22 protein-coding genes are annotated in these 26,027 nt (G+C 69.8%); 16 read left to right on the forward strand and 6 right to left on the reverse strand.

The annotated features are described in order from the left end of the window. Positions 1–465 precede the first annotated feature (465 nt). Genes QMO76_RS31235 through QMO76_RS31250 form a run of 4 tightly spaced genes read left to right on the forward strand, consistent with a single transcriptional unit; the run spans position 466 to position 4,176 of the window. A complete protein-coding gene (locus QMO76_RS31235) occupies positions 466–1,710 on the forward strand; it encodes a class I SAM-dependent methyltransferase (RefSeq protein WP_306364950.1) in 1,245 nt (414 codons plus the stop codon). A gap of 5 nt (positions 1,711–1,715) precedes the next feature. Beyond that, entirely contained in the window at positions 1,716–2,498 is a 783-nt protein-coding gene (locus QMO76_RS31240) for a glucose-1-phosphate cytidylyltransferase (RefSeq protein ID WP_306364951.1), read from the forward strand. Continuing rightward, positions 2,495–3,139, forward strand: coding sequence for a PIG-L deacetylase family protein (locus QMO76_RS31245; RefSeq protein WP_306364972.1), 645 nt, complete (start codon positions 2,495–2,497; stop codon positions 3,137–3,139). Before QMO76_RS31240 ends, QMO76_RS31245 begins: the two co-directional genes overlap by 4 nt. Next, positions 3,139–4,176 (forward strand): NAD(P)-dependent oxidoreductase, encoded by a 1,038-nt coding sequence (locus tag QMO76_RS31250; protein ID WP_306364952.1) that lies wholly within the window; start codon positions 3,139–3,141, stop codon positions 4,174–4,176. The genes QMO76_RS31245 and QMO76_RS31250 overlap by 1 nt, the downstream gene beginning before the upstream one ends. Here the strand turns inward: QMO76_RS31250 and QMO76_RS31255 are convergent. After that, positions 4,151–4,714: a dTDP-4-dehydrorhamnose 3,5-epimerase family protein gene (locus QMO76_RS31255; RefSeq protein ID WP_306364953.1), complete on the reverse strand. Its 564-nt coding sequence runs from the start codon at positions 4,712–4,714 to the stop codon at positions 4,151–4,153. The genes QMO76_RS31250 and QMO76_RS31255 overlap by 26 nt on opposite strands. A 14-nt stretch (positions 4,715–4,728) precedes the next feature. On the opposite strand from QMO76_RS31255, the gene QMO76_RS31260 reads away from it, so the two are divergent. Together QMO76_RS31260 and QMO76_RS31265 are read left to right on the forward strand one after the other, a co-directional pair. Further along, positions 4,729–5,823 carry a class I SAM-dependent methyltransferase gene (locus QMO76_RS31260; protein WP_306364954.1) on the forward strand — a complete coding sequence of 365 codons (1,095 nt, stop codon included), beginning with the start codon at positions 4,729–4,731 and terminating at the stop codon, positions 5,821–5,823. A gap of 80 nt (positions 5,824–5,903) precedes the next feature. Beyond that, positions 5,904–6,527 (forward strand): MspA family porin, encoded by a 624-nt coding sequence (locus tag QMO76_RS31265; RefSeq protein ID WP_306364955.1) that lies wholly within the window; start codon positions 5,904–5,906, stop codon positions 6,525–6,527. A gap of 128 nt (positions 6,528–6,655) precedes the next feature. On the opposite strand, the gene QMO76_RS31270 is transcribed toward QMO76_RS31265, so the two are convergent. The 5 genes from QMO76_RS31270 to QMO76_RS31290 form a co-directional block, all read right to left on the reverse strand. Next, the gene (locus tag QMO76_RS31270; protein ID WP_306364956.1) at positions 6,656–7,495 is read right to left on the reverse strand and encodes a glycosyltransferase family 2 protein; all 840 of its coding nucleotides are present in this window, start codon (positions 7,493–7,495) and stop codon (positions 6,656–6,658) included. A gap of 75 nt (positions 7,496–7,570) precedes the next feature. Then, the gene (locus tag QMO76_RS31275) at positions 7,571–8,896 is read right to left on the reverse strand and encodes a polysaccharide pyruvyl transferase family protein (protein WP_306364957.1); all 1,326 of its coding nucleotides are present in this window, start codon (positions 8,894–8,896) and stop codon (positions 7,571–7,573) included. 211 nt (positions 8,897–9,107) lie between these two features. Further along, on the reverse strand, positions 9,108–10,313 hold the full coding sequence (locus QMO76_RS31280) for a serine hydrolase (RefSeq protein WP_306364958.1): 1,206 nt from the start codon (positions 10,311–10,313) through the stop codon (positions 9,108–9,110). Positions 10,314–10,389: 76 nt separating this feature from the next. After that, complete coding sequence (locus QMO76_RS31285; protein ID WP_306364959.1) at positions 10,390–11,868, reverse strand: serine/threonine-protein kinase; 1,479 nt, start codon at positions 11,866–11,868, stop codon at positions 10,390–10,392. 161 nt (positions 11,869–12,029) lie between these two features. Further along, a complete protein-coding gene (locus QMO76_RS31290; RefSeq protein ID WP_306364960.1) occupies positions 12,030–12,824 on the reverse strand; it encodes an SGNH/GDSL hydrolase family protein in 795 nt (264 codons plus the stop codon). 331 nt (positions 12,825–13,155) lie between these two features. On the opposite strand from QMO76_RS31290, the gene QMO76_RS31295 reads away from it, so the two are divergent. The 10 genes from QMO76_RS31295 (at position 13,156) to QMO76_RS31340 (ending at position 25,963) form a co-directional block, all read left to right on the forward strand. Beyond that, a complete protein-coding gene (locus QMO76_RS31295; RefSeq protein WP_306364973.1) occupies positions 13,156–14,214 on the forward strand; it encodes a glycosyltransferase family 4 protein in 1,059 nt (352 codons plus the stop codon). Beyond that, complete coding sequence (locus QMO76_RS31300; RefSeq protein WP_306364961.1) at positions 14,211–15,368, forward strand: glycosyltransferase family 4 protein; 1,158 nt, start codon at positions 14,211–14,213, stop codon at positions 15,366–15,368. Before QMO76_RS31295 ends, QMO76_RS31300 begins: the two co-directional genes overlap by 4 nt. Positions 15,369–15,834: 466 nt before the next feature. Beyond that, positions 15,835–17,100 (forward strand): lipopolysaccharide biosynthesis protein, encoded by a 1,266-nt coding sequence (locus QMO76_RS31305; protein ID WP_306364974.1) that lies wholly within the window; start codon positions 15,835–15,837, stop codon positions 17,098–17,100. After that, entirely contained in the window at positions 17,097–18,134 is a 1,038-nt protein-coding gene (locus QMO76_RS31310; RefSeq protein ID WP_306364962.1) for a glycosyltransferase, read from the forward strand. The genes QMO76_RS31305 and QMO76_RS31310 overlap by 4 nt, the downstream gene beginning before the upstream one ends. 51 nt (positions 18,135–18,185) lie before the next feature. Beyond that, positions 18,186–19,565: a hypothetical protein gene (locus QMO76_RS31315; RefSeq protein ID WP_306364963.1), complete on the forward strand. Its 1,380-nt coding sequence runs from the start codon at positions 18,186–18,188 to the stop codon at positions 19,563–19,565. Then, complete coding sequence (locus QMO76_RS31320; protein ID WP_306364964.1) at positions 19,556–20,857, forward strand: Wzz/FepE/Etk N-terminal domain-containing protein; 1,302 nt, start codon at positions 19,556–19,558, stop codon at positions 20,855–20,857. The genes QMO76_RS31315 and QMO76_RS31320 overlap by 10 nt, the downstream gene beginning before the upstream one ends. A gap of 3 nt (positions 20,858–20,860) precedes the next feature. Next, positions 20,861–22,219: a glycosyl hydrolase family 28-related protein gene (locus tag QMO76_RS31325; RefSeq protein WP_306364965.1), complete on the forward strand. Its 1,359-nt coding sequence runs from the start codon at positions 20,861–20,863 to the stop codon at positions 22,217–22,219. Continuing rightward, a complete protein-coding gene (locus QMO76_RS31330) occupies positions 22,216–23,490 on the forward strand; it encodes a GNAT family N-acetyltransferase (RefSeq protein ID WP_306364966.1) in 1,275 nt (424 codons plus the stop codon). The genes QMO76_RS31325 and QMO76_RS31330 overlap by 4 nt, the downstream gene beginning before the upstream one ends. After that, on the forward strand, positions 23,490–24,821 hold the full coding sequence (locus tag QMO76_RS31335) for a glutamate-1-semialdehyde 2,1-aminomutase (protein ID WP_306364975.1): 1,332 nt from the start codon (positions 23,490–23,492) through the stop codon (positions 24,819–24,821). Before QMO76_RS31330 ends, QMO76_RS31335 begins: the two co-directional genes overlap by 1 nt. Further along, positions 24,818–25,963: a glycosyltransferase gene (locus QMO76_RS31340; protein ID WP_306364967.1), complete on the forward strand. Its 1,146-nt coding sequence runs from the start codon at positions 24,818–24,820 to the stop codon at positions 25,961–25,963. Before QMO76_RS31335 ends, QMO76_RS31340 begins: the two co-directional genes overlap by 4 nt. The last annotated feature ends 64 nt before the right edge of the window (positions 25,964–26,027 follow it).

Below are 26,027 nucleotides of genomic sequence, written 5' to 3' on the forward strand. Positions count from 1 at the left end.
ATCAGTTCCACACGGACTGACGCCGGTTCCCCAAGGGCTTTCACTGCATGACAACCGATGAGGCCACCGGTTGTTTCGGCGGCCAGAAGCCGAATGTTACACACCCCACCCACGGCGGCCCCCCGAAACCGCATGAGCACCAATGTATCCGAAAATTTGCGGGAACCGGCGCGACCGGTTTCCTGAAATTCCCCTACTGTTCCCCTAACGAGAGAACAAGCAGGTCAGACCCGACAAATACCCCGAAGATCAGTGCGAAACACTTGATTTGCACGACTCATGCGATTGCCGACCGAACGCTCGGTTCTGTGGGCCGCAGAAATTCACTCCCTAATAACCCCCAAGCCCTCTGAACAAACCCTCGGGAGACTTCGATCCTGTTGTAACGTAACGACGGATCGAGCCGACCCTCTGGTCAGATCGGGCGTAGCCGGTCGCCGGTCCCGGTGAAAGTGGGGAATCTGCGTGCAATGCCGTTTGTGTGACTCCGAACGATTGGTCAGTGTGCTCGACCTCGGAGCCACGCCGCCGTGCGAGAAGTTCCTGACGGCGGCTGAACTCGATCTTCCCGAGCCCACCTTCCCACTGCATCTGCGGCTCTGCGAAGACTGTCTGCTGCTACAGATCCCGGCGCTCATCACGCCGGAGGACACCTTCACCGAGTACGCGTACTACTCCTCGTACTCCGACAGCTGGGTGCGGCACGCCCGTGACTTCGTCGCGACCGCGACCGAGCGGCTCGGACTCGGACCGGATTCCTTCGTGGTCGAGGTGGCCTCCAACGATGGCTACCTGCTCCAGCACGCCGTGGCGGCCGGAATCGACTGCCTCGGGATCGAGCCGTCGGTGAACGTCGGCGCGGCCGCCCGCGACAGGGGTGTGCCGACCCACACCGGCTTCCTCGACGAGGAGCTGGCGGCCAAGGTGCGCGCGGAGCACGGTCCGGCGAATCTCGTTGTGGCCAACAATGTCTACGCGCACATTCCGGATCTGCGTGGGTTCACCCGGGCCCTGCGCGAGCTGCTCGCCGACGACGGCTGGCTGTCCATCGAAGTCCATCACGCGCTCGAGCTGGTCACTCACGGTCAATTCGACACCGTCTATCACGAACACTTCCAGTACTACACCGTGCTGTCCGCGCAGCGCGCCCTGGCTACCGCCGGGCTCACCGTCGTGGACGTGGAACTGCTTGCCACCCATGGTGGTTCATTGCGGCTCTGGGCGCGACCCGAAGCGGTGGCCCGACCGGGTGAACGGGTCGCCGAGGTGCTGCGGCGCGAGGCCGACGCGGGCCTGCACACCGTCGCGGGCTACCTCGACCTGCGACCGCGCACCGAACGGGTGCGCCAGGATCTGCTGCGCTTCCTGCTCGACTGCCGCGCCGCGGGCAAGCGGGTGGTGGGCTACGGCGCTCCCGGCAAGGGCAACACGCTGCTCAACTACTGCGGCATCCGCACCGATCTGCTGGCCTACACGGTGGATCGCAATCCCTACAAGCACGGGCGGTTCACGCCCGGCACCCGCATTCCCATCCATCCCCCCGAGCGCATCGACGCCGATCGCCCGGACGTGGTGCTGGTGCTGCCCTGGAATCTGGAAACCGAGATCACCGCGCAACTGCGCCATGTCACCGACCGGGGCGGACAGCTCGTCTACCCGCTGCCGGAGCTGCACACGAGCGTGGCCGCGCTGGATCAGTCCGAGAGGTAAGCGAGATGAAGGTTGTGCTCTTCTGCGGCGGCTACGGCATGCGCATGCGCAACGGCTCCGAGGACGCGCTGCCCAAGCCCATGCAGATGGTGGGTCCGCGCCCGCTGATCTGGCACGTGATGCGCTATTACGCGCATTTCGGACACAAGGACTTCATCCTGTGCCTGGGTTACGGCGCGACCCACATCAAGAACTTCTTCCTGACCTATCAGGAGTCGGTGTCCAACGACTTCGTCATCCGCGGCGGCCGGGTGGAGTTGCTCCAGTCCGACATCAGCGACTGGTCCATCACCTTCGTCGACACCGGGGTGGAGTCACCCATCGGCGAACGCCTGCGGCGGGTGCGCAAGCACCTCGAGGGCGAGCACTACTTCCTGGCAAACTACGCCGACGTGCTCACCGACGCGCCGCTGGACGAGGTGATCACGAAGTTCCAGCAGTCCGGCGCCGCGGCGTCGATGATGATCGTGCCCCCGCAGTCCTCCTTCCACTGCGTGGACGTGAACTCCGCGGGCGAGGTCAAGAACATCACCCCGGTCTCGCACCTGCCCATCTGGGAGAACGGCGGCTACTTCGTGCTCACCCAGGAGGTGTTCGAGCATCTGCCGCGCAACGGCGACCTGGTGGAGGACGCCTGCGGGGCGCTGGCCGCGCAGGGCCGGCTGTTCGGGTATCAGCATCACGGCTTCTGGAAACCGGCCGACACCTTCAAGGAGCGCGCCGAACTCGACGCCGGATACCACCAGGGCGACCGCCCGTGGATGCTGTGGGAGCGGCCCGCCTCATGATCCGGCTCGACACCGGGTCGATCCGTGAGATCGCATTGCTGGCCGCGCACTGCGACGACTTGGCGATCGGGCTGGGCGGCACCCTGCTGACGCTGGCCCGGCGCGGGCTGCGGGTGCGCGCGCTGGTCCTGAGCGGGGCCGGTACCGACCGGGCCCGCGAAGAACGGGCTGCCCTCGAATCATTTTGTCCCGAAACCGATCTCGAACTGGAGGTGCTCGACGTTCCGGACGGGCGCGCCCCCGCGCACTGGGAGCGGGTCAAGGATGCGGTGGCCCGGCTGCGGCGGGGCGGCGATCCCGACGTGGTCTTCGCCCCGCAGCGCGAGGACGCCCATCAGGACCATCGACTGCTGGCCGAGCTGGCCCCCACCGAGTTCCGCGACCATCTGGTACTCGGCTACGAGATCCTCAAGTGGGAGACCGACACTCCCAAACCCACCGTCTTCCATCCGCTCTCGGCCGAGGTGGCCGAACGGAAGGCGGCGCTGCTCATGAAACATTATCCGTCCCAGCGGGATCGGGACTGGTTCGACGAACTGTCCTTTCTCGGGCTGTCCCGGCTGCGGGGCGTGCAGTGCCGCGCCCCGCACGCGGAGGCGTTCGTGCTGGAGAAGGCGGCCATCACTTTCGGAGGTGCGTAATGCGTGTACTCGTCACCGGCCATCAGGGCTACCTGGGCACCGTCATGGTGCCCGTGCTGCGGGCGGAGGGGCACGAGGTGGTGGGCCTGGACAGCGGCTTCTTCGCCGACTGCGTACTCGGCGACGCCCCGCAGGACCCGCCGGGGCTGGCGGTCGACCTACGCGACGTGACGGCGGCGCAGCTGGCCGGCTTCGACGCGGTCGTCCATCTGGCCGCGCTGTCCAACGATCCGCTCGGCGCGCTGGCCCCGCGTATCACCTACGACATCAACCATCACGCCTCGGTGCGGTTGGCGGAGTCTGCGAAACAGGCCGGGGTGCGCCGTTTCCTGTACGCCTCCACCTGTTCGGTGTACGGCGCCGCCGGTGACGGCCTGGTGGCCGAGACCGCGCCCCTGCGCCCGATCACCCCGTACGCCGAATCCAAGGTCCGGGTCGAGGACGACGTGGCGGCGCTGGCCGATTCCGGCTTCGCGCCGGTCTTCCTGCGCAACGCGACCGCCTTCGGCTTCTCGCCGCGCCTGCGCGCCGATATCGTGCTCAACAATCTGGTCGGTTACGCGGTGCTCACCGGCGAGGTGAAGGTGCTCTCCGACGGCACGCCGTGGCGTCCGCTGGTCCACGCCCAGGACATCGCGCGCGCCTTCGCCACCTGCCTGACCGCGCCCGTCGAGGCCATCCACTGCCGGGCCTACAACGTGGGTTCCGAGGCCAACAACCGCACGGTCGCCGAGATCGCCCGGGCGGTGGTGGAGGTGGTGCCCGGATCGCGGCTGGTCGTCACCGGCGAGAACGGCGGCGATCCGCGCTCGTACCGCGTCGACTTCTCCTACGCCCGTAAGGAATTGGGATTCGAGGCGGAGTGGAGCATTCCCGACGGCGCGGCCGAGCTCTACACCGAGTACCTGCGCCGCGGCCTCACCGAGGAGCGGTTCTTCGCCACCTTCACCCGGCTGGCGCGGCTGAAGTCGCTCATCGCGGCCGGCGCGCTCGACGACGACCTGCGCCGGATCAGGATCGGGGCGGCAGATGGGTGAGCAGGTCCCGCCAGGATCCCGCGGCGGCGTCCCGGCCGGAGACCACCGTCACCGGCCGCGGCCACGCGATGGCCAGTTCCGGGTCGTGGTAGGCGACGCCGAGATCCTCGCTCGGATCGTGCGGCCGGTCGATGCGGTAGCAGACGTCGGCCACCGCGGTGAGCGCCTGGAAGCCGTGCAGGAAGCCGGGCGGAATGTAGAGGTGCCGAAACTCATTGTCGTCCAGGAGGAATGCCTGTTGTCGCCCGAACGTCGGCGAGTCCGGCCGGATATCCACGAGCACGTCGTGCACGGCCCCGTGCGCACAGCGCACCAGTTTGGCCTCGCCGCGCCCGGATCGCCCATGCATGCCGCGCACCACGCCGAGCACCGAGCGGGACTGCGAGTCCTGCACGAACGCCGCCGCCGAACCGGGTACGCCCAGGTAAGCATCGAATTCCGCGGCGTCGAAGGTGCGGGTGAAAAGTCCCCGGTCGTCCCGGTGGGGCTGCGGGGTCAGCACCAGCACGTCGGCGAGTTCGGTCGGTTCGATGCGCACCGGGCCATGGTGCCATGAGGACGGCGACGACGCGCGGGTGTCGCGGCTGCGGAGGCACGGAGTTGGCCCGAGTGCTCGATCTCGGGAAAATGCCCGCCGCGGACGACTTTCCGATGCTGGAGGCGACACCGGAGGCCGACGAGTCCGGCCATCCGCTGGCCATGGACCTGTGCGCGGCCTGCGGGCTGGCCCAGCTGGCCGAGGACGACACCCACACCGCCGAACCGCGCGGCGTGGAGCCACTGGCGCTGCGGGAGCAGGCCGCCGACGCCCTGGCCCGGGTGGCGGCATCGGGCTGGCTGGGCGGGCGCACGGTGCGGGAATTCGGCAGCCCGCACGGCGGCAGCTGGCTGCCGATGCTCGCCGAACGCGATTTCACCGAGACCGACGGCCCGGCCGATCTGGTGATCGACTGCTTCGGCATCATGCACGAGCCCGATCAGCTCATGGCCTTCGCCCAGCGCGCCGCGGCCACCGCGCCGAACGGTGTGCTGCTGCTGCAATTCCATTCGCTGCGCACCATTGTCGAGCAGGGGCAGTGGAACGCCTTGCGGCACGGGCACTTCGCGTACTACTCGCTGACCGCGCTGCGCCGTCTGCTCGACGCGGCCGGGATGAGCGTGGCGACCGCTTGGGAGTTCGATCTCTACGGAGGAACCATCCTGGTCGCGGCGGTGCACGCGCCGATCACGCCCGACGAGTCGGTGGCGGCGATACTGGCCGCCGAATCCGAACTCGACGACGCGGACACGGTGCGACACTTGCAACGTGACGCCGACCGCCAAGCGCGCGCGCTGCGCGTCTGGTTGGAACGCGAACACGCGCGCGGACACCGGGTTTACGCCTACGGCGCCGCTTCCCGGGCGGTCGCGCTGCTGCATCTGGCGGGTGTGCACCGCGGCCTGCTGGCCGCGGTGGCCGACGCCTCACCCGCCAAACAGGGGCGCCGGATGTCCGGTACCGATGTGCCGATCATCGCGCCCGCCGAACTCGTTGCCGCCCAACCGGATCAGGTTCTGCTGATGCTGCCGGACCTGCTGCCGGAAGTGGCGACGCTCTGGCCCGAACTGGATGGGAAGTGGGTGGTGGACATACCCGAACCGCATTGAGAGATACCGGAGTTCGTCTTGGCTTCAGTTGTGAGAGCGTCAGTTTCAGCCGCACCACCTGATGAGGGAATTGGGGAAAGATGAAGGTAAAGCACCGCGCCACCGTGCGCACCATGGCCGTCGCGGCCGCTGTCACCATCGGTCTGGCGCTGGGCTCCGGCACCGGTCTCGCCGGTATCGACAGCAGCAGCTCCATTCTGGACCGGCAGGATCGCACCATCGAGGCGATCCAGTCCGATACGCGCATCGACTTCGTACCGCCACTGGACGGCAACCCCCTGACCCGGGAGTGGTTCCACCACGGCACGGCCAGCTACCGCATCAGCGGGCCGCACGCCGAGGACTGGGAGGGGCACATCACCATCGGCTACCAGGTCGGCTATCCGGCGACCCTGGACGGCAAGATCCGGTTCCAGTGGTGGACGCCCAGTCTCGGCGTCGAACTCGATGATTCGCCGGGGGTCAGCCTCGGCGGGTTGATCCCGCAGGCGGGGATCGAACTCGCGGTGGGCTTCGGGCCCGGTATCCAGACGGTCGAGGCGGCCGGCGGCGATGTCCACGGTTCCGAGGGCTTCATCCGCATGTCCGGCATGCACGCGACGGTGAGCGGCGTGGTCGGGCAGGTCACCATCCGGCCGTGGGTGCGGGTCGTCAGCGCCAACGGCGATGCGGTGATCACCTACGGGCCGCTGTGGACGATCTGAGCCCGTCGGATCCGAGCTCGATCACGGCGTGAGCTCAGCGTGTCCCGGCCGTCCGCGGCCGGGACGCGCTCACGCCGGGGGCGACCGAGCACCTTTCGGCATCCGAATACATTGCCGCCCTGCGGCATTCAGCGCAGCATATCCGGCCGATTGCGCACCGTCGCCACCGCGCGGATGCGCAGCCGCTCGAAGGCCGCCCGCGCCAGGCGCAGATCTCCGGCCAGCACATCCCCGCGCTTCACCAGGTGGGGGTACTCCGCCCCGATCCGATGGTGGAACCGCAGCATCTCGGTCAGCTTGCTGACCGTCGAGGTACTGCTGCACAGATTGAAGCTCGAATTGCGCCAGGCAGCGGTGAGCTGCGGCATCCCGTAGAACTCCCCGAACGCGCTCACCCGAGCGAACAGGTCCACGTCCATCGGGAAGACGAGGTCACCGCGGAAGCCGCCCACCCGGTCGAAGTCGGCGCGCCGGAAAGTGGCGGCGGCCGTCGGCCCGAATTCGGCGGGGCCCTTGCGCACGATCACGCGCGCCAGGGTGCGGGCGCTGTGCTCCCCGAGCAGCCCGGGCAGGCCGAGATCGGTCTCCTCCACTCCCCCGCTCTCGTCGATGACCTGGAATTTCGACGAGCAGATGGCAATGCTGTTGTCGGCCATGACCGCCTGCTGGGCCGCCAGCGCGCCGGGCAGCAGGACATCGTCGGCGCACACCACCTTCACCAGTTTCCCGGTGGACAGCGACACCACCCTGTTCCAGTTCTCGCCGATGGGCAGCGCCTGCTCGTTGCGGTGCAGGCGGACCCGCGCGTCGTCGAACGACGCGGCGATGGTGGAGGTGTCGTCGGTACTGGCATTGTCCAGCACGACCACCTCCATCTCGACATCCTGGTCGAGTATCGACCGCAGGGTCGTCCCGAGGGTGCGTGCGGAGTTGTAGGCCGGTACGCACACCGAAAGCTGAACCACCATTCCCCCTGAGCAGTAGTGACCGATGCCGTGGTGACCGGGCCGCGATGGCCGCGCCGGTTACCCCTCGACGAGGCGCTACTCCTCGACGAGACGGAAGACGCGTTCGAGTCCCGCTCGGCTGGCGTCGATCTGCTCGACGGCCTTGTGCCGCAGGGTGTCGCGCAACTCCGGTGCGGCCTCCCACAGCTCCCGCACCTGCTGGGTCAGTTCCCGTTCCAGATCGGTGGAATCCAGGTGCACGACCCGCAGTCCGGCACCGAACAAATCGGCCAGTCCGTAGAACTTGTCGTCATAATACTGCGACGCCGTTACGCCGATGGCCGGAATTCCCTGGGAGAGCGCAAAAACCGCCAGGTGGTAGGCACTGGTCACCAGTACCCGGCACCGCGACACCTGGCGGGCCACGTCGGCGGCCGTCCCGGCGCGGCCGATGACCGGTCGGGTGCGCTGCGCACCGGACAGCAGCGGCAGCGTGGACCGGCGGTCCTCGGAGTCGTATTCGGAGATGATGAGCGGCGCGAGCGCGGCGTCGAGTTCCCGGGCGCAGGAGCGCACCACCACGCCCAGGGTGTCCCGGGCGGAGTCGCTGACCTTGGAGTAGTCGGCGACCCGCAGACACAGGCCGAGGTCGGCGCCGATCTCGGGCCGCCGCATGCGGTAGGCGAATTCGACGGCATCGTCACCGGTGACCAGCACCCGGTCCGAGGCCACCCCGAGTTCGGTGAGCAGCCGCGGTCCGCGCACGCCTTCGCGCAGCGCGATCACATCCACGTCGGGCAGGATCGCCGCGGCGCGCCGGAGCAGGCGCGGATCGCCCATGGGGCCGAGGCCCTGTCCGAGCATGGCGGTCGGAATCCCGAGGGCGCGTGCGCGTTCCAGCAGATTCAGCGTGCGGTGCGCCTGATACAGGTCGACATCGGTCATATAGCCGCCGCCCTGGGCGATCACCAGGGCGGCCTGTTCGACGGCGGCGGGCACGGGCGGTTCCGGGGCCGTGTCCGACGCCGAGCCGGTTTCCCGCCCCAGGACGCCGCGCGCACCACGCACCGCCCACGCCTTCACCCCGCGCAGATGCGATTTCGGCAGATCGGTCGACGCTCGCCAGGCCACGGCGGCCGGACCGGTCAGATGCGCGCCCACGGTGCGCTCCAGCCGCCCCGCGAGTCCCCCTCTGCCCCAATGCCCGCCGCCCCGGGCGTGAATCGGCTCCGCCGCGGGCAGCAGCCCACGCAGAATGACCGGTTGGTCGGTCAACACCCCGATCCGGGCGTGCGGCCAGCGCTGGCGCAGCCGTTCCACGGTCATCACCATCATGGCGATATCGCCCCGATTGCGCAGCCAGTACTCACCGTTGTCGATGAGCACCCGGAAGTCACCGGCCCCCGCGCCAGAGTTCCCCACTGTGGTCGTCCTTCCGCGAGTCCGGCTCCGCGCCGGCATTGACGTAGGGAGGGGCAGCTCTGCCGCATGTGCCCGGCCGCCCCTGGCGGGTCCCCTCTGCCGAGCATAAGTCCGCAGCGAATGTAGCGCACCGCGGACGGTTCGCGCCACATACGCTCGCAATGGTGAAATCGGTTCTTCCACAAGATCATCCGTCCGGCATCGTGGCAGGTCACGGCGTGCACAGCGCGGCGTCGACGACATCGTTCGGATCGATGCCCGCACCGTGAAGACTCAGAATGTCGGGTAGCTGGTTCATGCTCACGGTCACCGCCCGCTCCGGGGTGGCCGCCCCGTAGACGAAGAAGCCGTGCATGGCCCCGCCGTGTCCCCACACCTCGGTGCCGCAGGAGGTGGTGCGGCGGAACAGTCCCAGCCCGAAATCGTCGGACCGGCGCGGATCGCCGCTCGGCACGGTGGCGCGCATCTGCTCGAGCTGCGCGGGCCCGAGAATCCGGCCCGCGAGCAGCGCCTGGAAGAACCGGTTCAGGTCCGCTCCCGTGGACACCATGGCACCGTCCGGCAGGCCCCAGCCGGGATCGATATCGGTGATGTCGACCAGGCTGTCGCCGAATTGGTGGTACCCGCGCGGGTGGGGGCCGCGGATGACGTTCTCCACCGGGTGGAGCGGCCAGTAGGTGCCGCGCAGTTCCAGGGGGATCAGGATCCGCCGTGCCACCTCGACCCCGACCGCGACACCCGTCACCGCCTCGACCAGACGGCCCGCCAGCAGATAGTTGGTATTCGAGTACTCCGCCCGCGCACCGGGTTCGAAGGCGGCCGGTTGGTCCAGTCCGAGCCGGATCAGGGCGTCGGCGGTGTGGGAGCGCCGCAGCGCGTCCGCCGACCCCAGGTCGATCCGGGTGAGGTAGTCCGGGATTCCACTGGTGTGCTGGAGCAGATCGCGTACCGTGATCCGGTTTCCGTCCCCACCGGGACCCGAGACGACCCCCGGCAGATAGCGCTCCACGGGCGCGTCCAGGTCGATCCGCCCCTCACCCACCAGCAACAGCACCACGGTGGCGACGAACGCCTTGGTATTGCTCGCGATCCGCACGGCCGCGCCATCCGGGAAGGCCGCGCCGGTGCCGAGATCGCCGACGCCGCTGGCGATCTGGGTATCACGGCCGCCGACGGTCTCGACGAGCTGCGCGCCGGGCACGTCGGCGGCCCGGACCAGAGCGTCCAGACCGGTCCGCACCTCGGCGGCGTCGGTGCCCGTGCGGTCGCCGTGAGCGGGTGCGGTGGAGGGGACGGTGGTGGCGGGGACGGTGGTGGCGGGGGCGGTGTCCGAGCGGGCGGTGGTGATTCCGCCGGTGAGCACGGCGAGGGCGACCACGGTGACCGTGGCCAGGGCGATATGTCGCATCGGCTGCATTTCGTCGAGGGGATCCGGCCTGCCCGGTGATACGCGCGGGCGGCGCGATCCGTTCGAGCGGATCCGCTCGCGGAAATCAGTTGGGCAGCACGTCGGTCGACCACATGCTGCACAGCCAGCGGCCGTCCACGTAGTCCATGGCCATGGCGATGCCGCGGGTCTCGGTGATCTCCGGTTCGCCCTCCGCCCGGTGGATCTCGGTGACATTCGCGGTGATCTCGTAGTGGGTACCGTTGCCGGAGGTCGCCGTGCAGTCGGCGCCACCGGCGCGGGTCTTCTCCGGATCGGCCGCCATGATCAGCCGCAATGCCGGGAGCAATTGCGCCGCCTGGACTTTCCAGGTGCCGGTCGCGCCCTCGTGCACCCGGGTCTCCCAGGCGGACGGATTGTCGTAGTCGTAGGTCGTCATGAGCTGGGCGTAGTCGCACGCGGCCCGTTCGGCGTCGGCGCGGGTGGCTTCGGTGGGGCCGCCGGTGGGGCCGCCCGCCGCACCGAAGGTGAAAGTCAGTGCGCCGGTGGCGAATCCCACCCCGATGCCGAAGGCGACCAGTAGCGCCAGCAGCGCCGCCAGCAGCACCGCCGGACGGGTACGACGGGAGCGGACCGCGACCGGATCGGTGCGCCGCGCGGCGAATTCGGTGGGCGCGTACGCGTTCGACGCCGCGGCGTACCCGGCGGCGGGCTGGGCCGGGGAGGGGTGTCGCGGCTCCGAGCTCGGCGTCCCCGTGAGCGCATGCTGGGCCGCGGCGGCCAATTCCGCGCAGCTGCCGTAGCGCCGGTCCGGATCCTTCGCCAGGGCGTGGGCGACGACCTCGTCGAACGCCGTCGGCACGGCGGGATTGCGGAGGCTGGGCCGGGGTACCTGCATATTCAGGTGCCCGTTGATCACCTGCGCGGTGCTCGCCCCCGGATACGGCAGTTCCCCGGTGAGCATGTGGAACAGCGTGCAGCCCAACGCGTACACGTCGGCGCGGTGATCCACCGGGCCGAATTCGAACTGCTCCGGGGCCGCGTACTGGAAGCTGGCGTACATCTCGCCGGTCCGGGTGAGTCCGCTGGTGTGGTCGAGGGCCTTGGCGATGCCGAAGTCGGCCAGGTACACCTGCTGGTGCGGCCCCCAGGCCAGCAGGATGTTGGCGGGCTTGACATCCCGGTGCAGCACACCGGCGCGGTGGGCATGGTCGAGAGCCTTGGCGGTCTCGCCGAGAATCCGGACCGCGTGGTCGGGCCGCAGCGGTCCCTCGCGCAGCACCGCCGCGACATCGGTGCCCTCGACGTACTGCATGGCCATCCAGAGCCGGTGCTCGTCGCGACCGCGCGCGTACACCGCGACGATATTCGGATGCGACAGCCGCGCGGCGGTATCGGCTTCGCGCAGGAATCGCTCACGGACCTCGGGATCATCGGCGACGGCCGCGCCGAGCAGCTTGAGTGCGACGGGCCTGGGCAGGTCGCGGTCCTGGGCGAGGTACACCTCGCCCATTCCCCCCACGCCGAGCAGCCGCTCGATCCGGTAGCCCGCGAACGTCTGTCCCCGCGCCAGCGTCCGTCCCACCGTATAGCCTCCGACCACCCGCCGTACCGCCGATCACCATAACGCACCCGCGACCCGAGCAGAGGCCCCGAAGATCGACGGCACGGCCATCGGTCCGTGCCCCGTGCACCGGCCCGCGCTCGCGCCGCGGCTCCCGGATTCGCGGCGGGCCCGCTCCGCGGTCAGCGCACGGGAGCCGGGTCCGGGCGCTTGGGGGCCAGACCGTCGCCGGACGACCGTCCGGTCAGCCGCCGCTGAATCCACGGCAGCAGGAACTCCCGGGCCCAGTGCAGGTCCTCCTGACGCGCCGTCGGCCAGGGCTTGGGTTCCTCCGGGCCCCACGGTGCGCGCCAGTCGGCGGCCACGGGCAGCCCGAGCACCTCGCAGGCCCGCAGCGCCAGCCGCTCGTGTCCCGCGGCGGACAGGTGCAGCCGGTCCCAGCTCCAGGCCCGGTGGTCCTGCAAGGTCCGCATCCCCCACAGATCGAGGACGGGGCAGTCGAATTCGTCGGCGATGGCCCGCAGGTGCATGTTGTAGGTGGCGATCTTGCCACGCAGATGCCGCATGACCGGCTGGAAGCCGGTGTCCATACCCGTCACCACCACGACCGTGGCGCCGGTGCCGCGCAAACGGATCAGTGCGTCGCGATAGATCTCGGCCAACTGGTCGGCATCACCGCCGGGGCGGATCAGATCGTTGCCGCCGGCGCAGAAGGTGATGAGATCGGGGCGCAGGTCCAGTGCGCGCGGCAGCTGATCGTCCACGATCTGGCGAATGAGCTTGCCGCGCACCGCCAGGTTGGCGTAGCGCACCTCGGTCCGCTCGGCGAGACGCTCCGCCAGCCGATCCGCCCAGCCCCGGTAGCGACCGTTCGGTGTCGCGTCGCTGTCGGGGTACGGGTCGTCGAGCCCTTCGGTGAAACTGTCGCCCAGGGCGACGAAGGTCAACAGGTCGCTATCGAGATTCAGTTCCGGCACAGCGTGCGATTGTGCGCCGCTATCTTCGGGTTACGCGACCGTCGGTTATCCTGCCCGACGGCATCCACCCAGGTGATTCGGTGTATTCCCCACCGCTACCCGCATTTTCTCTCATAGTCCGGTGGTGCCGCATGCGATCCGGATCACGGTGTGGCGCAGCGGTCGTCCGCGTTTCCGAACCGACCGGCCGATCCCTTCGATTGCCTCGTAATAGCCGACCTACCTGCACGGATTGACCTACACTGGCCCTGAGAGGGCGCGCGGATCGCGACCGCGATTCGTGACGGAGTGAACTGACCCGGGGGTGACGGTGTTGGTGGGGTCCCTGCGGGTGCATATGACCGGGTCGGAATGGTTCGCCGCCGCCCCGGGCGGATTGAACCGGTACTTCACCGATCTGTACCGGGCGCTACACGAATGCCCGGACATCGCGGTCACCGCAACGGCTTTCGGGGAGGCCCCGGCCGGGCCGGGAGCCGGTTCGTGGGGGCCCACCGGCGGGTCCACCCTGCGACGCGCCCGCACGGCGTACCTGGACCGCGCGGACCTGCTGCCCGGTACGGTGCTGGACCGGCACTTCTGCCTCTACGGTCCGTCCACGCGCGGGCGCAATCCGCTGGTCGTGCACTTCCACGGCCCCTGGGCGGCGGAAAGCCGGATGTCCGGCGAGAGCGACCGCGCGGTGCGCGCCAAGTACCTGGTGGAGCGGTTGCGCTACACCGGGGCCGATCGATTCGTGGTGCTGTCCCAGCACTTTCGCCGACTGCTGGTCACCGACTACCGCGTCCCGGCGGACAGGGTCCGGGTGATCGCGCCCGGGGTTGACCTCACCCGTTTCGCGGCGTCCTCGACCAACCAACCGACCGGCACGGTGCTGTGCGTGCGGCGGCTGGAACGGCGCATGGGCATCGACGTCCTCATCCGGTGCTGGCCCGAGGTCAACGCGGTGCACCCCGATGCCCGGCTGGTCGTCGTCGGAACCGGCACGGCCGAAACGGAACTCCGGGACCTGGCGCGGACTCAGGACTCGATCCGCTTCACCGGCAATGTCACCGACGTCGAACTGACCGACCTGTACGCACGCGCGGACCTCACCGTGGTGCCGTCCCTGGCACTGGAGGGTTTCGGTCTCATCGCGCTGGAATCGCTGGCCGCCGGACGCGCCCCGATCGTGGCAGACTGTGGCGGACTGCCGGATTCGGTGCGGGACCTCGATCCCACCCTCATCGTGCCCCCCGGCGACGGCGACGCCCTCGCCGCCCGCATCATCCGCGCCCTCTCCGGCGCACGGCCCGACCCGTCGCAGTGCCGGGCGCACGCCGAGACGTTCTCCTGGTCGGCGGCCGCCCGCCGCCACCTGGACCTGTATCGGGAGCTGGTCACCGCATGACAGCGGTTTTCCTCGCGCATACCGCCGCCCCCTCCGGGGCGGAACTCGCGACCCTGCGGCTGGTCTCGGCGCTGCCCGCCGGAACCGCCGCGGTGGTGTACACCGAGGACGGGCCGATGCTGCGCCACATGCGTGAGCGCGGCATCGAGACCCGGTCGGTCGGCAATGATTTCGACTCCCGTGCCCTCACCATCGACAAGGCCCACGCGCGGGCGCTGCTCGCCGGTGCGCTGGGTCTGATCCGACTCGGCTGGCGGCTCGGCGACACCATGCGGGAACTGGGGGCCACCGTCGTGGTGGCCGGGAGTTCCAAGGCGCTGCTCATGGGCGCGGTGGCGGCCCGGCGCGCCCGCGTGCCGCTCGTCTGGCATGTGCACGACCGGGTGTCCGCGGACTACTTCGGCCGCTGGCTGGCACCGGCGCTGCGGTTGCTGGGCTGGCTGGTGGCGCAGGGGGTCATCGCCAACAGCCGGGGCACCCTCGCCTCGCTGTACACCTGGCGGCGACCCGCCGTCGTCGCCTATCCCGGTGTGGAATTCCGCCACGGCGATGCCGAGCCCGACCGCGAGGAGCAGCGCGACCCGGCGGAAACGGTGGTGGCGGTGGTCGGCCGCCTCGCCCCCTGGAAGGGCCAGGACGTCTTCCTGCGCGCCCTGGCCGACGTGCGGGTGCTGCCGCGCGAGGTCTTCCTGATCGGCGGCACCTTCTTCGACGAGGAGCACTACCGCACCGAACTGGAGAATCTCGCCACCGCGCTGGATCTGCCGGTCACCTTCACCGGACACGTGGACGATCCGGAGCCCTATCTGCGCTGCGCCGACGTCCTGGTGCACTGCTCGGTGCTGCCCGAACCGTTCGGGCAGGTGGTGGTCGAGGGCATGCGGGCGGGCTGCGCCGTCATCGCCAGCCGCCCCGGCGGCCCCGAGGAGATCATCGAGACCGGCCGCGACGGCCTGCTCGTGGACGGCGGCGACCGCCATCAGCTGACCCGCGCCCTGGACAGCCTGCTCGGGGATCGGGAGCTGCGGGTGAAACTCGCGGCCGCGGCCCGGCTGCGCGCCCGCGACTTCGATATCGCCGAATCCGCGCGCGCGGTCGAGCGGTTCCTCGCCGCCGTCGCCGAACGCCGCCGGAAGTGGTGGCGTCGTGGATGACTCCAACGATCCGCTACCCGGCGCGGACCCACCCACGCTGCCGCTGCGGCCGGTGCGCCGCCGCGCCGCCGGACGGCCGCGCGAACCCGACCGGCTCTCCGATGCCGACCGGATGTCGATGCGCCGCTTCGGAGTTCCCCTGCGGGCGCGCTATCGCCGCTTCGACGCCGATGCCACGCCGCCGGAGTCCCCGTACGCGGAGCTGGAACAACGCAGCATTCCGCAGTGGGACGGCCGGGCCGACCACTATCCGGCCTCCTGGTCGCCGCACCGCGCCGCGGACGGCTCCTACGCGCGCGGCGGCGAAACCCTCGCGCGCGGCGGCGAGCACGCGCCATACGGCGACGAACACGCCGCGCATGCTGCCGACCACGGTGCCCGCGACGAGAGCGCCGCGCACCCGCCGCCCGACACCGGCCGCGGCCGCCACCGCAAACCGGCCGCGCCCAAACACGGACTCGCCGCCGTGCTCCGCGATATCGTGCTGGTCACCTTCGGCAAGTACGGCCAGTACGCCATCACGATCATCACCCTGCCGCTCATCGCGCGCATCCTCGGTCCGCACGGGGTGGGCCTGCTCGCCATCGGCATGAGTTCGTACTTCATCGGTTCGCTCGTGGTCGATCTCGGCGTCACCCAGTTCCTGGCCGCCCGCGTGCACGAGGCCGAGACCGGTCGGGGCGAGGTGAACCGGCTGCGCGGCACCTATGCCGCGCTGCGCGTCACCACGGTGACCGTCATCGGCGCGGCGCTGCTGGCGAGCCTGCTGGTGGGCGTGCCCCCGGCCCTGCACATGGTGCTGCTCGGGCTGTTCACGGGCGGGTTCTGGTCGCTGTCGGAGGACTGGCTGCTCATCGGTCAGGGCCGCTTCGGGTCCTCCACCATCTACCAGGGCGTCGGCCGGATCGGCTACCTCGTGCTGCTGCTGATGCTGCTGCCCCAGTTCCCCACCGCGTCCACGGCCATCCTGTGCCTGCTCATCTCGTCCGTTCCGACGGTGGCGCTCACCTGGTGGGATTCGGTGCGCCACTTCGGTCGGCCCGCGCGGCCGGGCGGGCTGCGCGGCATGCTGCGGCTGGCCGCGCCGGTCTTCACCTCCCGGCTGCTGGTCACCGGTTACGGACAGGGTTCGGCCGCCGTCTACGGCGCGGTCCTCTCCGCGGCCTCCCTGGGCCTCTACTCGGCGGGCGACCGGTTGGTCCGCGCCATCCAATCCACCCTGGACCCCATCGGTTTCGCCCTGCTGCCGCGCATGGCCCGGCGCGGCGACCGCGAGGACTTCTGGCGCACCTCGATCCAGGCACTGGCGGGCTGTGTCGCCATCGCCACCCTCGCGGCGGCGGCGGTCTGGCTCAGCGCGCCCTGGCTCATCCACGTGGTGTTCGGCCAGGAGTTCGCCGACGCGGTTCCGCTGCTGCGCTTCGAGGTGCTCATCCTGCCCGCCACCACGGTCAGCTCCTATGTCACGACCGCGGTGCTGACGGTGCGCCAGGACACCACCGGCGTGCTGCTGGGCGCGATCGTGGGAACCTGCGTCGCGGTGGTGGCGCTGGCGGTGGCGACCCGCACCCAATCGGTGTGGACCCTGGTCTACGGAACCGTTTGCGCGGAAATCTCGGTCGCGCTGTGGTACATCATCCGCATGCGGTGGCTCATCGTCCGCGAACGGGCGATGCGACGGGGGGCCGTCGGTCCGGCCACCGTCCTGATGCGCAAGGGGGAAACAGCGTGAGGATCCTCTTCGTCGGCGACGACTGGGTGGGCAGCAACGCCCGTTCGCTGGCCGACGGCTTCCGGCAGGCGGGCCACGACGTGGTGGTGGTCGACACCACCGCGGTCACCCTGCCCGCGCGGCTGTCACCGCCCTGGGTGTACAGCAAGGCGGCGCGCCGCCGCGCGCCGTGGACGGTGGACCGGCTGCACCGCGAGATCGACTCCGCCGCCGCGGAATTCGTACCCGACGTCTTGTTCGTCTTCAAGGGCGTGCACCTCGACCAGCGGCGACTGCTGAGCACATCGGCCGGGCTGCGGGTGCACTACAGCGCCGACGACGTGTCGAATCCGTACAACACCACGCCGGACTATCTGGCGCACGAATCGGAATGGGATCTCGTCGTCACCACGAAATCGCACAATGTCACCGAACTGCGCGATCGGGGCGTGCGGAACGTGAAATTCGTTCGCAGCGCTTACGATCCGGCCTGGCACCATCCGTGCGCGCGACGCGGTGCGCGGGAGTTCCTGGTCGGTTTCATCGGCGCGGTGCGCCCCGACCGCCGCGATCTCCTCATCGAGCTGGCACGGGAGTACGGCCCCCGCATGCTGCTGCGCGGTCCGGGCTGGCGGCGGGTGCCACCGTTGTGGCGCACCGGCGCGGCGGTGCGCGGCCCGGCCTACGGCGAGCAATTCTCCACGGCCGTGGCCGCGGTGACCGCGAATCTGGTCCTGCTCAATTCCGACAATCGCGATACACACACCTGCCGCACCTTCGAAATACCGGCTGCCGGAGGACTTTTCGTCGGTCAACGCACCGACGAACACGCCGCCCTGCTCGACGACGGGACGGAATGCTTCCTGTTCTCCGATCCGGCGGAGCTGCGTGATGTGCTGGACCGCTGCGCCCGCCATCCGGACGAGGCCGCCAAGGTCGCCGACGCGGGCCGTCGCCGCATTGTCGGCGGGCGGCACCGCTATGTGGACCGGGCACGCGAGATCATCGACGCGCTCGCCGGACAATGGCCGAAATGCACTGCGGAAAAGGGGTAACGGCGAGCGGGTCCGCGAGGACATAGGGGTGATGGTGAAGGACATTCGCTGATGGGGGCCGCACAGACCGAGGTATTCCTCGTTGCCGGGGCGCTGGCGACGATTGTCGGCGCTGCCCTGTTCCTGCCCGGTGTGGTACGGATATTTCTCATCGCGCAGGTGGCGCATTGGTCGCTGTCCTATGTCGCGCGACCGGTGGTGCTGCTGTGGACCCGGCCCATGCCGCACTACGGCGACAATGTGCCCGACCCCCGGCTGGCCGAATTCGGATACGACGACGGCATCGCACTGGTGCTGGAGCCGGTCGTCTTCGGACTCTGGTTCTACGCCGCGCTGGTGGTCGCCTACACGGTCTGGGCCCGGTATCGCGGCAGCGAGACAGCGACGGGCACACCGCCACTGGTCGACAACCCGGTGGTCGTCCCCACCCTCGTGGCGCTCTACGCCCTGGGCACGCTGGGCCGCCTGGCGGCCGTCGCCACCGGCACCACCGGCAAGGCCGGAGAGCTGGAGAGCCCGAACCCGATCATCAACCTGATCACCATTCTCGCCACGCTCGGCGCGGTCGGGCTCATCGTCTACTTCCGCTCCGACAACTCGCGCACGGTGCTGTTGGTGCTCGGCGCACTGTGTTTCGGCGAACTGCTCTGGTCGACCACCGTGCAGTCCAAGACGCCGATCATGGGCGCGGCGCTGGCCATCGCGGTCCGCTGCGCCATGACGGGCTGGACGCGCGCCAAGGTGGTCGGCATACTCGCGCTCGCGGCGCTGGCGGTGATGGCCTTCGGCTGGTTGCAGTCGTTCAAGACCACCCCGGCGGCCAAGGCCGAGGCGGAGAGCGTCGACGCCAACTATCCGCCGGTGGTGCGTCCGTTCCTGAGCCTGCTCCGGCGCTTCGACCTGCTCGAGGCCGCCACCGACGCCCACTGGGCCGGGCCCGGGTCCTGGCTCACGCCCGCGGAGGTGCTGCGGCACGCGTTCGAGAGCCTGATCCCGACGCAGCTGCTGGGACAGGAGAAGTTCCGGGCGGGGGCGGCCTGGGCCGAGCAGGTGCGCGGCGCGTCGGTGGACATGTCGACGGTGTCGGTGTCGCTGGCCGAGGGCAATATCAACGAGGGCTACGTCCTCGGCGGCTACACCGGTGTGGCCGTCGGCGTTTCGTTCACCTTCATCTTGCTGCTGCTCTGGCGGCAGGCTCTCTACAGCCGGTACCTGGCCTTCGCCGTGCTGGGGCTGGCGCTCATCGAGGTACCGGTGCTGTTCGAGCGGGGCATTCTCGGCAGCATCGAGACACTCGGCAAATACCTCCAGGCGGTGGTGCTGGCCTGGATGGTCTATCTGGTCGTCGGGGAATATCGCAGACGGGTGACGGAGCTGGCGGGGTACACCGCCGCGCCGCCCGGGAAAAAGAGGACAGCGCAATGGGTTTGATCGACTACCTGCATCTGATTCGGCGGCGCTGGCCGATCATCGTGGCCGCGGTGGCGCTGTGCGTGGCCGCGGCGGCCGGGTACGCGCGCAGCCAGCCGACCACCTATTCGGCGTCGAGTTCGGTGTACGTCTCGATGGCCACCGGCACCTCGGTCAACGATTCGTACCAGGGCGGGCTCGCGGCGCAGCAGCGGGTGCGCTCCTATATCGACCTGGCCACCAGCGCCACCGTCGCACAGTACGTGAAGAATCAACTGGGCCTTCCCGATTCGGTGAACGACCTGCGCGGCCGCATCACCGCGGCGGCCCCGCCCGCCACCACCATCATCGTCGTGTCGGTCACCGACGACACCGCCGACGGGGCGCGCATCCTGGCCGACGAGGTGGTCTCGCAGCTCCGGGCGCTCATCTCCCGGCTGGAGTCCATCCAGCAGGACGCCGCCCCCGCGGCGCGGGCGGTGGTCATCGACACGGCCCAGACTCCCACCCAGGCGGACGGGCCGCAGACCACCCGCATGCTGGCGCTCGGCATGATCGCCGGACTGCTCCTGGGCCTGGGCGGGGCGCTGGCCCGGGACCGCCTCGACAAGCGGCTGCGCACCTCCAATGATCTGGAAGCCGTACTGCCGGTGCCGATTCTGGGCATCATCGACGACGGACGGCCCGGTGCGGCCGGGGAGACCCGCCGCCTGCGGACCCGGCTCACCACCGACCCCGAACGCACGAGCGTGCTGTTCACCGCGCTGTCCCCGCGCTCGGAACCGGAGGTGGCGCTCGGCTTGGCGCGCAGCCTCGCCGATACCGGCGCGCGGGTGGTGCTGGTGGACGCCGACACCAGCGGCCGCGGCTCCTCCCGCCGCATTCCGGTGGGCGCGGCTCCGGGCCTGGCGGAACTGCTGCGCAACAGCACCTCCACCGCCGAGGCGGTGGTGCCGTGGCCGGAGGTGGGGATCAGCGTGCTGCCGCTGGGCGTGGTCGATCTGCGCACCCCGGATCTGCTGGCCTCGGAACGCTTCGCGGAGATCATGTCCAAGCTGCGCGCCGAATACGACCACATCATCGTGGAGGCGGCCCCGGTCACCGCCGCCGCGGACGCCATCGCGCTGGCACGGCGCTGCGACGCCACCGTCGGCGTTGTCGAACTCGGGCGCACCACCTCGGACCAGGTGCGCGGCGCACTGGCCACCTTCGGCGCGGACGATCCGCGCTTGGCGGGCGTGGTGGTGTTCTCCCGGCCGGGCGGTCGCCTGCAACGGCTGCTGCGGCGGACGCCGATCTCGGAAAAGGGGTAGCCGATGACGGATGATCCGGTTCGGCGGCGTCGCCTGCTCGCCGCCTCACTCGGCGCGGCCGCCTTCCTGCCGCTGACGTCGGCCTGCGCGTCCGGGGACGACAATCCGGGGACCGAATTCCGGTCCCCGCACGTCACCGATCAGCCCGCCGCCCGCAATGTCCGGGACTTCGGGGCCGTGGGCGACGGGAACGCCGATGACACCGCCGCCTTCGCCGCCGCGGCCGATGTCGGCGACCGACCGTTCGTGTTGTACATCCCGGCCGGGACCTACCGGCTGACCGCCTTCCCCGCACTGCCCGACTACGCCACCGTGCTCGGCGACGGCGGCGATGCCACCACCATCGGGTACGAGGGCGACGACACCCTCATCGCGCTGCACCGTAAACACCGGGTTCGGTTCTCGCGCTTGGGTTTCTACCTGTCCGGCCCCAGGTCCACGGCGGTGCGGCTGTCGGAGTGCTTCCGCTGCTCCTTCGACGGCGTGGTGCTGCGCGGCAACCATCTGTCCGACAACTTTCCGCGCTATGTGGAACAGCGCGGGGTGGTGCTGGACAGCAATACCGGCGGCACCGCCTTCGTGAACTGCGATATCAACAATTTCGGGTACGGCATCGTCACCTCGTGCATCCAGAACTACGTGACCTCCTCCAAGCTCACCAACAATCGGGTGGGTGTGCTCGGCACCGGTGACAATCACAATGCCGGACTGGCGATCACCAATGTCGAGTTCGTCTCCGACTCCGATCCGCGCACCACCGACCGGCACATCTTCGTCGACGGCGCGGCCAATGACTGGTGGCTGACCAATGTGTGGTTCGAGGGTTCGGAGATCGCGCTGGCCATCGGTGTGCCGGGCGGGGGTCCGGCACAGTTCGGCATGGTGAACTGCAAGGTGGCCGCCCGCGCGGTATGCCTGGACCTGGTGCACTGCCGGCAGCCGTATCTGGCCAATGTGCAGTTCGATCCGGATCTGCGCACCCCACCGGTGGAGCTGCGCATCGACGGCGACGGCTGCCCGGAGGGCACCGCCGTCAATCTCATCTCGGGCAGCTACGACGACGTGGATCCGCGCGCCTTCCCCGACGGCTGGCATGTGATCGGGCGCGGGCGGATTCACGGTGCGCGCTTCTCCGGCACCATGGTCGCGCAGGCCGGGAAGCCCGACACCGACATCTTCCAGGCCCAGGACCGCGACGGCGACATTGTCGCGGCCGTCCTGCCCAGTGGCGCACTGCTGTCCGACCGCGCGGCGGGCGGGGTGGTGCTGCGCGACGAGCAGGGCGGCTACTGGCGGCTGTCGGTGGACGCGACCGGTGCGGTCAAGACCTCGTCGCTGGGTCGACAGCGGCCCAGCACGTGAACGCCGGGACGGCGCGGGTGCGGCTCGGACCCGTGCACCTGCTCGGCAGCACCCTGCGGCTGCGGCCGCCGCGCTTCGCGGACTTCCCGGAATGGCGGCGCATCCGGCTGCGCGACCGGGACCTGATCGAACCGTTCTGGCACACCTCCCCACTGCCCTGGGAGCGGCGGCACACCGCGGCCCACTGGGTGCGGGAATGCCTGGAGGCCGCCACCCACGCCCGCGCCGGTCTCGCCGTATCCACCGTGATCGAGCTCGACGGCCGCTTCGCCGGGCAGGTGGAGATCGGCGGTATCGACCGGCGCGCGCGCCACGGCGAGATGGGCATCTGGATCGACGCGCGCCAGGCGCGCAACGGTTTCGGCGGACTGGCGGCGTCGGTGCTGCTCGATTACGGCTTCGACGTACTCGGGCTGGAACGCATCGTCGCGCCGATCTCGGTGGGCAACAAGGCCGCCGCCCACGGTGCCCGGCAGGTGGGTTACCTCTGCGAGGCGCGCATGGCGGCAATGTTCGACGTCGGCGGCGGCCGCGCCGATCACGACCTCTGGGCGATCACCGCCGATCGGCGGCCCGCCGCCGGATTCACCCGATCCTGGATCGACCATGTCAGCGCCCGCCAGGGCGACGCGTCGGCGGCGGCGCGACACCGCGAACCCACCGCGTCACCGTCCGCGACGGCCGGTCCCGGCGCGGCCACCGTGCTCGCGGTCTCGGCCCGCTACCGGGCCGGGCAGCTGCGCCGCACCCTGCGCCGGGTACAGCCCGCCGCCGCGATCACCGTGCCGGTCCCCGGGTACCGGACGGTCGTACTGCGCAGCCCCCGGCTCGCCGACGCCCGCGCGTGGCGGGCCGCGCACCACGGTAACGAAAGCGCCTGGGTTCGCGAATTCATCAGCAGCAGAACCGGTTTCCACGCATCGGCCGGTCTGCTGCTGATCCTCGACGTCGGCGGCGAGTACGCCGGTGAGTGTCGGCTCTTCGATGTCGACCTGTTCGGACGCAACGCGCGGTTGCGGCTCCGGGCAGACCCCGCCCACGCCGACGACGGTGTCCGCGCGGCGGCCATCCGAGCGCTGGTGGACTACGCCTTCACCCGCCTCGGCCTGTACCGGGTGTCCACGGAGATCCCTGTCGAGGACACCGAATCCGCCGCGGTCGCCGCGCATGCGGGACTGCTCGAGGAGGGCACCATGCGCGCTTTCACCGGACCCACCGGGGTCCGCGCCGACCACACGCTGTGGGCCAGCACCCAGAGGAGCCGGGGATGATGCGAAACTTCCAGCTCAGCAATGCGATCCAGCACCGCCTGCACGACCTCGTCCCCGGTGGGGCGCACACCTACGCGCGCGGCGCGGACCAGTACCCCGAGTTCATGACCCCGGTCCTGGTGCGCGGCAGCGGCTGCCGGGTCTGGGACTGCGACGCCAACGAATACGTCGAATACGGCATGGGGCTGCGCTCGGTCACCCTCGGACACGGCTACCGCCCGGTGGTCGACGCCGTCACCCGCACCATTGCCGAGGGCGTCAACTTCTCCCGCCCGACCGAACTGGAACTCCTTGCCGCCCAAGACTTCCTGAATCTGGTGCCGGGCGCGGACATGGTGAAGTTCGCCAAGAACGGCTCCGACGCCACCACCGCCGCGGTCCGCCTGGCCCGCGCGGCGACCGGGCGGGAGACGATCGCCATCAGCGACCACCCCTTCTTCTCCGTGGACGACTGGTTCATCGGCACCACGCCCATGAACGCCGGTATCCCGGAGACCGATACGGTGCGCTTCCGCTACAACGACCTGCCGTCCCTCGCGGCGGCGCTGGAGTCCCGTCCGGTCGCCTGTGTCTTCCTGGAAGCGGCGACCGCCCTGCACTCCCCCGCGCCCGGATTCCTGGAAGGCGTGCGCGCCCTGTGCGATCGGCACGGCGCGCTACTGGTCTTCGACGAGATGATCACCGGCTTCCGCTGGTCCGCCGGCGGCGCGCAGAGCGTCTACGGCGTCACCCCCGACCTGTCGTGCTGGGGCAAGGCCATGGGCAACGGCTTCCCCATCTCCGCGCTGGCCGGGAAACGCGAATACATGGAACTCGGCGGCCTGCGCACCGACGCCGAACGCGTCTTCCTGCTGTCCACCACGCACGGCCCCGAGACCGGCTCCCTCGCCGCCTTCCGCGCGGTGGTCCGCGCCTACGCCACCACCGACCCCATCGGCCGCATGGAGGCGGCGGGCCGCCGCCTCGCCGACGGCGTCAACGCCATCGCCGCCGAACTGGGTATCACCGAACACCTCCGGGTGGCCGGGCGGCCGTCGTGCCTGGTGTTCCTCACCAAGGACCCCGACGGCAACCCGTGCCAGTCCTACCGCACCCTGTTCCTCCAGGAACTGCTGGACCGCGGCGTTCTGGGCCAGTCCTTCGTCACCTCGGCGGCGCACACCGACGCCGATATCGACCGCACCATCGAAGCGTGCCGCGACGCGGCCACGATCTATCGCAAGGCACTCGAGAACGGCAGCGTCGACGGCCTGCTGAACGGACGCCCGGTGGCGCCCGCCCTCCGCCGGTACGCCGCGCCCCGCCGCATCGCGACCAGGACGGAACCATGAAGGCGCGCATCGCGATCGTGCACGAACGCTTCACCGAATACGGCGGCTCCGAGGCGGTGGTCGCGGAGTTCATGAGAACCTGGCCCGGAGCGCCGGTCTTCGCGCCCATCACGCAGGCCGAATGTGTCCGGGCGGTCGCCGACGCCGCGGGCACCTCACCCCCCGCCGCGAATATCCGTGCCAGCGCCTGGCTTTCGCGGCTGCACGCGGCGACGGGACGACGTTCGCACGCCCCCCTGCTGCCCCTGGTCCCCCGCGCCCTGCGCGGCCTGCCGCTGCGCGACGAGTACGACGCGGTCGTGGTGAGCCACCACGCCTTCGCCAGCTCGGCCGCCCTGGCCACCTCCGCCCCCGTGATCGCGTACGTACACAGTCCGGCCCGGTGGGCCTGGGACAGGGCATTCCGGAGCCGGGAGGCCGGAGGCTGGGCCGGACAGCTGGCATTGACCGCCCTGGGCGGCCTGGCACGACGAGCGGAATTGCGTGCCGCACCCCATATCTCACATGTCGTCGCGAATTCCTCGGCCGTGGCACAGCGGGTGCGGGAATGGTGGGACCTGCCCGCCACCGTCGTGAATCCACCGGTGCGCGTGGACAGCTTCTCGCTGGACCCCACGGTGGAGCGCGAGGATTTCTTCCTTTTCGCCGGACGGTTGGTCCCCTACAAACGAGCCGATCTGGCGATTCGCGCGGCACAGCGGGCCGGGGTGCGGTTGGTGATCCTCGGAGACGGACGCGCGCGCCGTCACCTGGAAAGCATCGCCGGACCCGAGACACTGTTCCTCGGCCCCGCCGACGATGCGGTGCTGCTGGACATGTACCGGCGCTGCCGCGCTCTCCTGATGCCCGGTGTCGAGGATTTCGGCATCGTACCCGTGGAGGCAATGGCGTGCGGTGCTCCCGTCATCGCGGTCGGAACCGGCGGCGCGGTGGATACCGTACTGCCGGATATCACCGGTGTGCATATCGAATTCGGCTCCGACGATGATGTGGTTCGGTCCTTCGCCCGTGTTATGGAAGATTTCCAGCATCGAACATTCGACGGAGTCCAGATCAGAAAGCACGCATTGGACTTTTCGCCCACCGTATTTCGAGAGCGAATGTCCACTGTCGTCGACAACTGCTTGCAGAGCTTGACATAACTTATTTCCCCTTCTGTCGCAATGGAATTCGCGGTAGAATTGGTGCATGATGACGGTGGGGGAG

It is taken from the genome of Nocardia sp. CC227C (assembly GCF_030767025.1).
Lineage (GTDB): Bacteria > Actinomycetota > Actinomycetes > Mycobacteriales > Mycobacteriaceae > Nocardia.